The sequence below is a fragment of the Streptomyces sp. R44 genome (assembly GCF_041053105.1).
Lineage (GTDB): Bacteria > Actinomycetota > Actinomycetes > Streptomycetales > Streptomycetaceae > Streptomyces.
In genome coordinates, this window is the sequence record NZ_CP163444.1 from 495537 (window position 1) to 508237 (window position 12701).

General features: G+C 69.5%; 11 protein-coding genes and 2 pseudogenes. 10 read left to right on the forward strand and 3 right to left on the reverse strand.

From position 1 onward, the window contains the following. Positions 1 to 76: 76 nt before the first annotated feature. Complete coding sequence (locus tag AB5J54_RS02515; RefSeq protein WP_369142197.1) at positions 77 to 1744, reverse strand: SWIM zinc finger domain-containing protein; 1668 nt, start codon at positions 1742 to 1744, stop codon at positions 77 to 79. A gap of 174 nt (positions 1745 to 1918) precedes the next feature. On the opposite strand from AB5J54_RS02515, the gene AB5J54_RS02520 reads away from it, so the two are divergent. The 10 genes and pseudogenes from AB5J54_RS02520 to AB5J54_RS02565 all read left to right on the forward strand — a co-directional run bounded on the left by AB5J54_RS02520 (position 1919) and on the right by AB5J54_RS02565 (position 9944). Beyond that, a complete protein-coding gene (locus AB5J54_RS02520) occupies positions 1919 to 2590 on the forward strand; it encodes a hypothetical protein (RefSeq protein ID WP_369142198.1) in 672 nt (223 codons plus the stop codon). A gap of 27 nt (positions 2591 to 2617) precedes the next feature. Then, positions 2618 to 3220, forward strand: a pseudogene (locus AB5J54_RS02525) (IS5/IS1182 family transposase); the annotation flags it as partial. Further along, positions 3220 to 3645 (forward strand): annotated as a pseudogene (locus AB5J54_RS02530) (ISAzo13 family transposase); the annotation flags it as partial. The pseudogenes AB5J54_RS02525 and AB5J54_RS02530, both read left to right, overlap by 1 nt. 259 nt (positions 3646 to 3904) lie before the next feature. Continuing rightward, a complete protein-coding gene (locus AB5J54_RS02535) occupies positions 3905 to 4345 on the forward strand; it encodes a transposase family protein (RefSeq protein ID WP_369142199.1) in 441 nt (146 codons plus the stop codon). Between the two features lie 376 nt (positions 4346 to 4721). Next, the gene (locus AB5J54_RS02540) at positions 4722 to 5888 is read left to right on the forward strand and encodes a sensor histidine kinase (protein ID WP_369142200.1); all 1167 of its coding nucleotides are present in this window, start codon (positions 4722 to 4724) and stop codon (positions 5886 to 5888) included. Then, positions 5885 to 6286, forward strand: coding sequence for a roadblock/LC7 domain-containing protein (locus tag AB5J54_RS02545; protein ID WP_369142201.1), 402 nt, complete (start codon positions 5885 to 5887; stop codon positions 6284 to 6286). The genes AB5J54_RS02540 and AB5J54_RS02545 overlap by 4 nt, the downstream gene beginning before the upstream one ends. After that, entirely contained in the window at positions 6283 to 6660 is a 378-nt protein-coding gene (locus AB5J54_RS02550) for a DUF742 domain-containing protein (protein ID WP_369142202.1), read from the forward strand. Before AB5J54_RS02545 ends, AB5J54_RS02550 begins: the two co-directional genes overlap by 4 nt. Continuing rightward, positions 6635 to 7237 carry an ATP/GTP-binding protein gene (locus AB5J54_RS02555; RefSeq protein ID WP_369142203.1) on the forward strand — a complete coding sequence of 201 codons (603 nt, stop codon included), beginning with the start codon at positions 6635 to 6637 and terminating at the stop codon, positions 7235 to 7237. Before AB5J54_RS02550 ends, AB5J54_RS02555 begins: the two co-directional genes overlap by 26 nt. A 5-nt stretch (positions 7238 to 7242) precedes the next feature. Beyond that, positions 7243 to 8604, forward strand: a complete 1362-nt coding sequence (locus tag AB5J54_RS02560; protein WP_369142204.1) for a cytochrome P450 — start codon at positions 7243 to 7245, stop codon at positions 8602 to 8604. Between the two features lie 194 nt (positions 8605 to 8798). Beyond that, positions 8799 to 9944, forward strand: coding sequence for a tryptophan dimethylallyltransferase family protein (locus tag AB5J54_RS02565; RefSeq protein WP_369142205.1), 1146 nt, complete (start codon positions 8799 to 8801; stop codon positions 9942 to 9944). Positions 9945 to 10043: 99 nt separating this feature from the next. Here the strand turns inward: AB5J54_RS02565 and AB5J54_RS02570 are convergent, their stop codons facing one another. Both AB5J54_RS02570 and AB5J54_RS02575 read right to left on the reverse strand, forming a co-directional pair. Further along, positions 10044 to 11348 carry a flavin-containing monooxygenase gene (locus AB5J54_RS02570; protein ID WP_369142206.1) on the reverse strand — a complete coding sequence of 435 codons (1305 nt, stop codon included), beginning with the start codon at positions 11346 to 11348 and terminating at the stop codon, positions 10044 to 10046. Between the two features lie 347 nt (positions 11349 to 11695). Then, on the reverse strand, positions 11696 to 12481 hold the full coding sequence (locus AB5J54_RS02575; protein WP_369142208.1) for an SDR family oxidoreductase: 786 nt from the start codon (positions 12479 to 12481) through the stop codon (positions 11696 to 11698). Positions 12482 to 12701: the final 220 nt, after the last annotated feature.

A 12701-nucleotide genomic window follows, 5' to 3' on the forward strand; every position in this document is an offset into this window, starting at 1 on the left:
AGAAAGCGTACACGTGAGTTCAATCATAAATAACAGTTAAGCCTTTTGACGACGTCAACAAGACAGGCCTGACGAGTCATAGCCCGTATTCATCCATCAGCCGCATCAGGTTCCGCTTGCGCTTCTGGGCGGCGCGCAGGTCGGTGATGTACGCGGTGAAGTCGTCCGGTGTGCCGAGGCGGCGGTGGCAGTCGCGGATGCCCAGGAGCAGGCTGACGAGCTGTTGGTAGGCGCGGTTGCCCGTCTCGTGGGTGAGGCGGGTGGCCAGGCGGAGGTAGACGGCGAGGGCATCCGCAGGGCGGGTCGGGCGGGAATGGTCGGCAAGGGTGAGCCACTGGCCGTCGTGGGCGCCGTACTCGCCGGCTGTCCGCCAGGCGGCTTCGACGTCCCCATCGTCCAGCAGGATGTCGACGAGAACCCGGCCACCGCGCGTGTCCGCCGGCTCGGCATCGGCGCGGAGAAGCGCCAGTGCCTTCTCGCGCTCGGTCGGCCAGCACGCGGCGGCGATGGCCGCGGCACGCAGCTGCTGGTAAGCGAGCAGGGTGCGGCGGGCTGCGAAGCGGTCCCGGCGCAGGGTGAGAGCATCGGCGGGCCGGCCGATCCGGGTGTAGCGGTCGGCGAGGTGGTCGATCAGGGCGGTGTCGACGGTGGCGAGGTCCGCGGTCTCCCGGATGCCGCGCTCGGCCCATTCCAGGGCTTCGGCGGTACGGCCGGCGGTGTCGAGCTCGCGGGCGATGAGCAGATGGGTATGACCGTTCGGCGCGAGGTCGGCGGCGTGCACGGCGATCACCATGTCGATGTCCCGCCCCGACTTCGCGAGGCGCTGCATCAGATGCTTCTCGGCCCAGCCGGTACGGTTCGCCTGCCATGCCGCGATCGCGTACCGGCGCAGGGCGGCCATCCCCCGCTCGCCGAGCAGATCCGCGTAGTCGAGCGGATCGATGTCCGTCAGGTCGGCCGCGTCGTCCAGAGCGCGCGTCACCAGCCAGTGCGCGAGTTCCTCCGGGTCGGGGCCGGCCGCGCAGCAGGCCTCGTGGTGGGCGTCGGCCAGGCCGGCACCGATCTCCCCGAGCCGGCCGTCGGAGTCATCGACGCTTTCGACCACAGCTGCCAGCAGACCGATCGCCTCCCGGGCCAGAGTCATCGCGTCGGCCGCCCGGCCGGAAGCCGTGAGTGACCGGATCGTGTCGACCGCCTGCCGGGCCTGGTCGGCGTAGGCACGAGCGTCGGCGTACTCGACGTAGCCGTACTGGGCAAAAGGGCCGCTGTCGAGCAACTCGCGGATACGGGAACGGATCCCGGCCACGTCGCCGCGGGCGCTCGCCGCCCGCAGTTCCAGACGCCTCCGCAGGTTCCGGTCCTCGGCCACCTCCTCCCGCACAAGAGCAAGGAGGTCGCCCCGCGACAGGCCGGTCAGCCAGGCGTCGAGGCCACGGGTCCGGTCCCGGGCTGCCTTCCGCCGGCGGGCCAGGTCGGCCTCCTGAGCGATCAATGTCAGGCCGAGCGCGACCAGATGCTTGCAGAAGTTGCCCTCCCGTCCGTACGGGCAATCGCACGTGCCCGCCGGCTTCCTGCGCCCGCCCAGGAGCAGCTCCACCTCGTACCGCTCCGTGCCGCGTACCCACGCCCTGATCCAGCCGTCGCCGAACTCGACCCCGGATACTTCGTCGACATAAGGAAGTCCACGCTCGAACGAACGCTCCCCGGCCAGCGCCCTCAGCTTCGCTTCCGTAAGACCGCCCACGACTCACCGCGCTCCGCTCCGGCTCGGACTCCCCAACGGCCCTCACACTAACGGCCGCCCGGGGGCTCCTCCTCGCGTCAAGCCGTCAACAACCGATCCTCTGCGGTGCCTCACACCCCGCCTGTATGGTCGTCGACCACCCCGACTCCCCGGACCTTCCTCGAAAGGTGCCACATGACCGAGCCCGCCACTGTGAACCTGACGAAGTACTCGCCCACGGTCTCCCTGGACAAGCACGGCGTGACCTCGGGACTGATCAAGGTCAACCTCAACTGGACCTCGCCGCAGGCCGCCGCGCAGCGGGCGGACGGCGAGGCACGTGGCCTGTTCGGCCGGATCCGGGCGTCGCTGCGGTCGGCCACGGCCAGGACGGTGGATCTCGACCTCGGCTGCATGATCCGCTGCACCGACGGCTCCAAGACCGTGGTCCAGGCCCTGGGCAACGCCTTCGGCGCGCTGGACCGCTTCCCGTACGTCGCCCTTGACGCGGACGACCGGACCGGGGCCCGGGAGACTGGAGAGAACCTGGTCATCAACCTGGACCACCAGGCCGAGTTCCAGAAACTCCTGCTCTTCGTCTACATCTACGAAGGGTCCGGCGACTTCCGCGGCCTCGACGCGGTGGTGACCCTGACATCCGACCGCGGCGACCGCTTCCGGGTGGTTCTGGACGAGTGCCCTCCGCAGGCACACGCGTGCGCCATCGCCCTCATCAAACGACAGAAGGGCGAACTCGTCATCGGACGCGAGGTGCGGTGGTTCACCCCGGCGGACGGTCCCGGGGTCCAAGACGTGATCTCCCGCGCATACCGACTCGGCATGAAATGGACCCCCGGCCGGAAATGACACCCCACGGTCACGTACGCCCTCGGGCGCATCAGCGATCGGATCGTGTTCGACAAGCTGCTGCGACTGCTTCGGTTCGGTTGCTCCTACCAGGCCGTCGCCGACACGACCTGCTCGGCGACCACCATCCGCACCCGCCGTGACGGGTGGATCGCCCTCGGCGTCTTCACCCAGCTCAAGCAGATCGCGATCCAGTCCTACGACCGGATCACCGGGCTCGTGCTCGACCAGGTCGCGCCATCGACGGCTCCCTCACCAAAGCCCCCGGCGGCGGCGGCGAGGCAGCCGGACGCTCACCGGTCGACCGCGGCGAGCAAGGCCCGAAACGCTCAGGCACGACCGACGGTTTCGGCATCCCGCTCGGCCGGGTCCTGGCCGGAGCGAAGGGCCACGGCTCCCCGTTGCTCGCCACGCCCCTGAACCCGCTGGACGATCTCGGGCCGCTGCCCGACGACATCGCTGTCCGCCTCGACGCCGGCTACGACTCGGACAAGACCCGCACCGGACCCACCGTCCGAAACCTGCACGGCAGCATCGCGCAGAAGGGCGAGAAGGCACCGATCCAGGCCGAGCCAGTGGCGGCACGTCGGGTGCACCGGCGCCTGGCAGAACGCCTTCTGCCGCCTCGCGCCCAGTTCCGCTTTCTCAACGAGCAGGCGCGCGAGCACCGGGATGCCGGCCAGCCGGTGGTCAGCGCGGACACCAAGAAGAAGGAACTCGTCGGAGAGTTCAAGAACAACGGCTGCTCGCGGCGGCCCGCCGGTGACCCGGTGCCGGTGCACATGCACGATTTCGCCGACCCGCAGCTGGGCAAGGCCATCCCGTACGGGGTCTACGACCTGGCGGCGAACACCGGCTGGGTAAACGTCGGCACCGACCACGACACAGCCGCGTTCGCGGTGGAATCGATCCGCCGCTGGTGGCACGGCCAGGGCCACACCTCCTACCCGCAGACGACACGGCTGCTGATCACTGCCGACGCGGGCGGCTCCAACGGCTACCGCACGCGGGCCTGGAAACTCGAACTCGCCCGGCTCGCCGCCGAGACGGGACTCACGCGATTCTCGAACGTTTCCGAACGGTCACGTTGCGCTCTGGAACACAGACGCCTGCCGCACCCCTGCCTGGAGCTCCGTCGCGGGCTCCCAGTCACCCTCTCTATCCGGTATCTCGATCATCTCAGTCACGACGCACAGAGCTGATGCCAACCTGTCGGCGCTGTCCGTCAGTTGGGCGGCTCCGCAACGCGACGAAGCTCCTGGCAGGAGGTGTCACGACCAAGATCCACCGTGCCCCACCAGGAGCTTCGCGCGCTTGTCCACCCGTCGTCGGTTGATCTATCCAGCCGCGCCCTGGGTTCCGCATCGGCATCGCGACCGTCTATCGCTACATACGCGAGGCCGTCGAGGTCTCTTCGGGCGGCTGCTGTGGGTCTCGCACGCGCCGCCTGGATCCACCCACGACCTGACCGCCGCCCGCGCCCACGGCATCGTCGAAGCACTCACCGAGGTCGGCCTCAAGTGCTGCGCCGACAAGGCGTATCAGGGTGCCGGACGCCCCGTTCGGGTGCCCTTCCGAGGTTGTCGTCCCAAGCGGTGGCAGCGCCGGCACAACAGCACGCACGCCAAGATCCGCTGCCTGGGCGAGCAGACCATGGCACACCTAAGGGATGGCGCCCCTTGCGAAAGCTCCAGCACCAACCGCATCACCGCCATCGGCCAGGCCGTCCTCGTCCTTCATCACACGTCAGCGTGAGGTTGGAGGAGGCTCATGATGCATCCCCTCCAAAGCCGTTCGAGAATGGCTGGATGCCGCCGGAAGAGTCCGGCCGTGCCCGTGACCTGGGACGACGCACCTCCGCCGGTGGGTTTCAGGCCGACCGGCCCGGCTCCATGGACCGGGAGCCCGTCCCGCGCCGCCCGACTTGTCTGGTCAGCCTGTCTATTGACGAGTCGTCACTTAATCGCACGGTGGTACGATCGCGGCGCAAGCGGGGCGGGCGGATGAGCGCGGAACGGCACCTCCGACTTCAGGGGGTGTTCTGCGCAGGCGTCCCGATGCGGGCGATTCGCCAGTGCACCGCATTGACGGGAATCCAGCCACTGGCCGTCGGCCGCCTGAAGAGAGTCTTATGACGGAATACATACAGAACCCGATGCTCTGGGCTCTGTTGGTCCTCGTTCTTGCCGCCATCGCCGTCATCGTCCGCCAGCGTAAGGCGGCCCGGACTTTGAGGCAGCAGATCGACGGGCTCCGGAGCCATTACTCCGACCTGGAGAACCACTACACGCAGTCTGTCGAGGCGGCGCAGGAACAGGCCGAGGAGGCGACGAAAACAGTCCTGAAGTCCGCGATGCGGACACTTCAGGGTCTCGCCGCCGAACAGCAGCTGGTCGTCTCACGGCTGCAGAGCAAGTACGGCGAGTCGGCCATGCTCCAGGACCTGCTCGAGATCGACCACACCAACTCGCAGTTCGGCCGGCGCGCGCAGTCCATCGCCGTGCTGTGTGACGGCTGGCTCGGTCGCCACCGTGACGTGGCGTCCGTGTACGACGTGGTCCGCAGTGCCCAGGGCCGGATCCGGCACTTCCGTCGCGTGGAGATCCTCTCGCGCGTCGACTTCGGCCTCACCAGCCGGGTCGTCGAACCGGTGGCGCTGGCGCTCGCCGAGCTCCTCGACAACGCCACCAGCTACTCCAGCCCGGACACCGTCGTCGAGATCAACACCCGCACCGTGCCCAAGGGCGTGTGCATCGTCGTCGACGACGCGGGCGTCGGCATGAGCGACGAGGAAAGGGTTCGCGCCGAGCGGCTGCTCTCCAGCAACCGCGTCACCGGCGTCTCCGGACTCGGCAACCCGCCGCAGTTCGGCTTCGCGGTGATCGGCGTGCTGTCCGAGCGCTTCGGCTTCGAGGTGTCCGTGGACTCGTCCTCGCCCTACGGCGGCGTCCGTGCGGTCGTCCTGCTGCCGCACGAGCTGCTCACCAGCATGCCGGTGCAGAAGTCCACGGCGCCGCCCGTGATCACTCCCGGCGTACCCAGCCCGGGTGGGCCCGAAGCAGTGCTCACGACGTCCTCGACCGCCGACGGCCTGCCCAAGCGGCGCCGCAAGCGGCCGATGGCCATCGTGCCCAGCAGTACGCCCGAGCGGGCTCCGAGCCGCTCCGACGCCGAAGCAGCGGCGATCATGGGTGCCTTCCAGCGAGGCACGGAGTCCGGCCGGGCCACCTTCCCGGAGGAGCCGGACCGCACGAGCGGTACATCTCGTGCAAGCAGCGAAGGACATGAGGTCTCGTGAACGACGATCTGTCATGGATGCTCGACAGCGCCCTGGAGATTCCCGGCGCGTTGCATGCGGTCCTGATATCCGCCGACGGCCTGTTGATGGCCAGGTCGAACGGCTACGGCAAGGACAACGCCGACCGTGTCGCGGCCGCGATGAGCGGTGTGCAGTCGCTGAGCCGCTCGCTCGGTTTCTTCTGCGAGGACCCGAGTGCGCGGTGGCGGCAGACCCTGGTCGAGTTCGACGGCGGCTGGGTCTTCCTGATCTCCGCCGGTGAGGGTGCCTACCTCGGCGTCTCCGCGTCCCCGGACGTCGACATGGCGGACATCACCTTCCGGATGCAGCAGCTCGTGGGCCAGCTCGGCAAGGTGCTCATGACGCCGCCGCGCGAGAACCTCGGCACGCACTCATGACGGGACGCGAGGAGTGGGAGCCGGAGGCCGCCGAGCTGGTTCGACCGTACGTCATCACCAAGGGACGCGGCCTGCCCGACGAGGAGCAGCTCTCCCTGATCACGCTGGTGACGGTGGCACCGGAGGAGGGCCAGCGGCCCACCCGGCTCTCCCCCGAGGAGCAGCGGCTGATCGACATGTGTTCCGCCGGATACCTGTCGGTCGCCGAGATCGCCGGCCACACCCGGCTGCCGCTCGGCGTGGTGAAGATCCTCCTCGCCGCCCTGACCGAGGGCGGCTACCTCGTCACCCGTTCGCCGGTACGCCGGGCGGCCCTCGCCGACCGGGAGATCCTGGAGGAGGTGCTGAATGGTCTCCGCGCCAAGTTTGGGTGAGCAGGACTACGTGCGCGACGGCGCTTCGCAGATCCCGGTGAAGATCCTCGTCGTCGGGCACTTCGCGGTGGGCAAGACCACGTTCATCGGCTCGATCTCGGAGATCGAGCCGCTGACCACCGAGGAGCGGATGACGCAGGCCGCCGAGCACGTCGACGACCTCAAAGGCGTCCGGAGCAAGACCACCACCACGGTGGCCATGGACTTCGGTCGGCTGACCATCAGCGACCGCATCGTGCTGTACCTGTTCGGCACCCCCGGCCAACAGCGGTTCGTGCAGATGTGGGAGGACCTCGCGCGCGGGGCCCTCGGCGCACTGGTCCTCGTCGACCCCGAGCGGCTCGCGGACTCCTTCGGGGTCATCGACCTGATCGAGCAGTACGGGCTGGAATACGCCATCGCCGTCAACCACTTCGACGGCACGCCCTTGCGGGACGAAGCGGCGCTGCGCGAGGCGCTGGACCTGCTCGACGACACCCCCGTCGTCACCTGCGACGCGCGCGACGAGAAGTCGTCCGCCGGCGCACTCACCACCCTGGTCCGCTTCTTGCTGGACCGCACCCGACAGGAGCAGTAGCCGCCATGGACACCCAGACCCCCGCCCCGGTGCCCCCACCCGGCTGCCCCGCCCACGCCTCGGGAGCCCGGATCCCGCTGCACGGACCGGAGTTCGCCGCGGACCCGCAGGCGTACTACGCGTACATGCGCCACTACGGGCCCACCGCGCCCGTGGAGCTCGCCCCCGGAGTGGACGCCACCCTCGTCACCGACTACACCACAGCGCTCCAGCTGCTCCAGGACTCCGCGTCCTTCCGCAAGGACGCGCGTCTGTGGCGGGACTTCAACGAGGGCCGGGTCCCGCGGGACAGCCCCGTCGTGCCCCTCCTCGCCTACCGGCAGAACTGCATGTTCAGCGACGGCGGCGAGCACCTGCGGCTGCGCCAGGCGATCACGGACAGCATGGCCCGGATCGACTCGCAGCGGCTGGCCCGGAATACCGAGCGGATCTCGGACTACCTGATCTCCCAGTTCGGTTCCCGCGGGTCGGCCGACCTGCTCGGCGACTACGCCAAGCAGCTCCCGCTGTTCGTCTTCAACGAACTCTTCGGCTGCCCGGCCGGCATCGGCGACCGGGTGCTCTTCGGCATCACGGGGATGTTCGACGGGGTGAACGCCGAGAAGGCGACCGCCGTGCTGTTCGGGGCCGTGCAGGAACTGGTCACGCTCAAGCGGAGCCGACCGGGCGACGACGTCACGTCCTGGCTGATGCAGCACCACGCCAAGCTGAGCGACGAGGAGATGGTCCACCAGCTGGCCCTGCTCCTCGGCGCGGGCGCCGAACCGCTGCGCAACCTCCTCGGCAACACCCTGCACCGGCTGCTCACCGACGACCGCTACGCCGACGGCGGCGGTCTGATCGACGAGGCGCTCGACGACACGCTGTGGGACAACCCACCGATATCGAACTACGCGCCCCACTACCCGGCCAGGGACATGGAGTTCGCGGGCGAGAAGGTACAGGCCGGGGACCTGATGCTGGTGAGCTTCGCCGCCGCCAACTCAAGCCCCGCCCTGGCTGCCGCCCGTACCGCCGGCAGCAACCGGTCCCACCTGGCGTGGAGCGCGGGCCTGCACGGCTGCCCTTCCAAGGAGCCGGCCCGGCACATCACCGTCACGGCCATCGAGCACCTGCTCAACCGGCTGCCGGACGTCGAACTCGCCGTACCGGAGGACAGCCTGATCTGGCGTCCCGGCCCCTTCAACCGGGCTCTGGCCGCGCTGCCGGCCAAGTTCACCCCCGTCCCGTCATCGGGACACGGCGGCACACGGCCCGGCGCGGGTGTCACCGCGTCCGGTGCGCAGTTCGGCGACCGGCCCGTCGGGGAGGACAGGGGAGAACGGAAGGGCCGCTGGAGCCAGTTCCTGGCCTGGCTCACCAGCTGATCCACACGTCTTCCATAGTCTCCATATCTCCGCATGACTATTCGATCTCAGGGGTAGTGATCGACGCGGCACCAATGTTGCGTATGAGGTAGAGGAGATGTCGTGGACCACATATCCACCGACACCGCTATGGCAGAGCCACCGCCCTGGGTCGGTGCGCACCGGGATACCCGCCCTCGTCGGCGGGTATCTTCATGCGTACCCGGATTTCTGGTGGGGTGCCGGTGACCGGCTCGCCGCCCGACATCCTCCCGGATCTGCGGTCCGGCACGCTCGGCGCCCTCACCCGGGCCCAGTTGGTGGGCCTCTGCGACGTCTCGGGGCTGTCTCCGGCCGACACGGAGACGTATGCGCACACCCTGGTCGAGGCGCTGGGCCCGGCCGCCGAGCGGTCGCTGGCCCTGCCGCCCCCGACGCGGACCTTCCTCTCGGACGACCACACCCCCGTCGAGTACTCGCTCTCCTTCAGCCCCGGCCGGGCCCCGGCGCTGCGTGTGCTGGTGGAGCCGGGCTGCGGTGCGGACACCCGGGCGGAGAACGGCCGGATCGGTCTGGACGTCGTCCGCGCGATGGGCCGGCGCTGGGACTTCTCCACCGAGCGGCTCGATGAGATCGAGGACTTGTTCTTCCCGGACCGGCCGAAGGGTCCGCTGGCGCTGTGGATCGCTCTGGAACTGCTGCCCGGCGGCGTGCCCAAGGTCAAGGTGTACCTGAATCCGGCCGCATCAGGGGCGAAACGTTCCGCCAAGACCGTACGCAAGGCCCTGCGCCGACTCGGGCACAAAAAGGCCTACGCGGCGCTGCCGAAGGCCGACGGCCATCCCTTCCTCGCCTTGGACCTGGGCCACTGGGAGACGCCGCGGGTGAAGGTCTACACCCGGCACCTCGACCTGTCGGCCACTGAGGCGGGCAACCTGTCCCGTACGGGCTCCGGCCCGGGACCGGCGGAGATCCAGGAGTTCTTCCGGGCCGCCGCCGCCACCGACGATCTGGACCGGCGGCCCGGCCTGTCCTGCCACTCCTTCACCGAGAGGGAGACCGGCCGCCCCAGCGGCTTCACCCTCCACATCCCGGTTCGCGACTACGCCCGCGACGACAAAGAGGTCCTCGACCGGGCGGTGGACATCCTGCGGAGCCACGGGATGGATCCTGCCCCGCTGGTCCGGTCACTGCCCGCCCTCACCACGAGGCGACCGAAGGACGGAGTGGGCCTCATCGCCTACCTCGCGCTCGTCCACCAGCAGGGCCACCCGCCCCGGGTGACCGCATACCTCTCGTCGGAGGCCTACGCCGTCAGACCACCGACGAAACTGCGGCACCGCTCAGCGGCGGAGGTCTGACGAGCTCGTGCATGGTTGGCGGTCCCCGACGACGGAGCTCTCGGCAAAGAACCACCGGAGCTTCATCGTCGGGGCAGGTCACGGAGCTTGGCCGGGCCTTCAGACGGTCTGGAGTCCTCGCATCTCCTCGAGGTAGGGACCGACGTCGACCTGGATGGAGGAGCCGCCCTCCGCCGTGCCGTAACGCTCGGCGATGCCCCTCAGGTACGCGTCGATCTCCTCGCGCATCGCATCCGCGTCCGGCAGGACGACCTCGCCGCCGATGATGCGCGCGACCCAGTGCGTCTGGCCCTCCACGAGCCGCGTGATCGCGCCCATCGGACGGACCAGGCCGACGAAGTACAGCCCGGGCCAGCCGGGAGCGACGACCCGCCGGTACAGCTCGACCGAACCACCCGGCCCGGCCGGACACCCCTCGGGCAGGAACGGGAAGTCCATCCCGTAGCCGGTGCAGTAGACGATCGCGTCGGCCTCCTCCGAAGTCCCGTCGGTGAAGACCACCCGCCTGCCGTCGAGGTGGGCGATCCCGGGCCTGGGATGCACCGCGCCGTGGCGTATGCGGCTGAGGATCTCGTCCGAGATGGTCACGGGGGAGGAGAAGAGCGGGTGGTCCGGCTCGGGCAGGCCGTAGTCGGACAGTCTGCCCCGCGCGATCCGCAGGGCGTTCTCGGCGAAGTCGACCTGCTCGGGCAGGGACATGGCGGTGAACCACGGCACCTCGGCCATCTCGTCGACCGACATTCCGTAGAGCTGTTTGGGGACGATGTGCAGTCCCCGACGCACCGAGAGCACGGTGCGGGCGGCATGCCGGGAGAGGTCCGTGGCGATGTCCACCGCCGAAGCGCCGAGGCCCACGACGACGACGCGCTGCCCGGCGAAGTCGGATCCGTCCTGGTAGTCGACGGAATGCAGAATCCTGCCGGCGAACCCGTCGGAACCGGGCGGCGCGGGCTTCGGCAGCGTCGGCACCGTGTTGTGCCCCGAGGCGACGACGACATGAGCGAACCGCCGCGACTCCAGCGTCCCGTCCGCCCCTCGGCTGACGACCGTCCACGACGCGTCGTCGCCCTCCTGCCGCACCGACACGACCTCGACGCCGAATTCGATGCGGTCCACCACCCCCGCCCATTCGGCGAAGGACCGCAGATAGGCCGCGACCTCGCTGTGCCGCGGATAGAGGGGGTACGCGTCGGGCATCGGGAACTCGGTGTACCCCGTGAGCTGCTTCGCGGTGTTCAGATGCAGCGACTTGTACCCGGGCCCGGCCTCACCGGCCCCCGGTTGCCGCCAGATCCCGCCGACATCGACCGCCCGCTCGAGACAGACGAAGTCGATCTTCTTGACCGCCAGAGCGTGTGCGGCCGCCAGCCCCGACAGCCCCGCACCGATCACGCACACGCTCAAGGCTTCCCCCACAGAACGAACACTGCCCACTAGAACGATCATTCAATGCCCACCCGCCCCACACCTCACACCCGCAACACCCCGAGGAACCCGTCACACCCACCGCACCACGCCGAGAGCTCCAGACTCAGCATGCGCCGCTCATCGCCGGATCGGCCGGGCCCTGGTGCGTCGAAATGCCAGTTCGAATCTCGTCCGCCGAGCTCGATCGGCGGTGGTCCAAAGGCAGGACGCGACGCAATGACGAATGACCCGGGTCCTCAAGCGTGCCGGCGTGTGATGTGAGCGGCATCCACAGGGTCCGGGGGCAGGCTACGCCCCCGGACCCGCTCCTTCTCCCGTGCGTGTCAGCCGGCCTGGGCCGTGGGCATGATGGTGACCTGCTGGAGGTTGGCCCGAGCCGGGAGGCTCGCGACGAAGCCGACGGTCTGCGCGACGTCCTCGGGTGTGAGCCACTCCATGGTCGCCTTGGAGTCCTCCAGCCAGGCGAGGGCGCCCTCGTCGGTGACGTGGCTCTGCAGCTCGGTGCCGACGATGCCCGGCTCGATCGCCGAGACCCGGACGTTCTTCGCGCCCAGCTCGGCCCTCAGGTGCCGGGAGAGGTGGGTGACGTACGCCTTCGTCGCGGAGTAGACCGCGAAGTTCGGGAAGATGTTCTGCGCCGCGATCGACGAGGTGTTGACCAGATCCGCGACGCCCCGCTCCGCGGCCGCCGCGACCAGCTGCGGGGTGAACGCGCCGATCACGTTCATCAGGCCGGTGATGTTGAGGTCGATCTGGCGCTGCCACTGCTCGGTGGCCAGTTCCTCGACGGGGGCCGGCAGCATCACGCCCGCGTTGTTGAACAGCAGGTCGGCGCCGCCGCATGCGGACGCCACCCGCTCCGCGGCCGCGCGCACGGCCGCGGCGTCGGTCACATCGACCGCCAGAGCCGTGGCGTGGCCGCCGTCCTTCTCGATCCGGGCGACGAGCTCTTCCAGTCGGTCCGCGCGTCGCGCCAGGACGACGACCCGGGCTCCCAGCGCGGCGAGGTGCTCGGCCGTCGCCTCACCGATGCCGCTGGAGGCGCCGGTGACGACCGCGACGCGGCCGGAGAGGGGGCGGACGAAGGTGTGCGGGGTACGCGTGGTCATGGGACACGCCTTTCGGGGTGGGTGAGGTGAAGGGGTTCGGGGCCTCGGCCTCTCGCCGTCGGCCCCCGGACAAGAACACCACCCCGAGGCACCCTCCGGGACGCCGGAAGATGCCCTGACCAGGCAGGTATCCCCGAGACAGGTACCGGCAGTACCACCCGCCGGAGGCAGGTACCGGCAGTACCACCCGCCACCGGCGTGCGGCCCGCGCGCGCCCGTC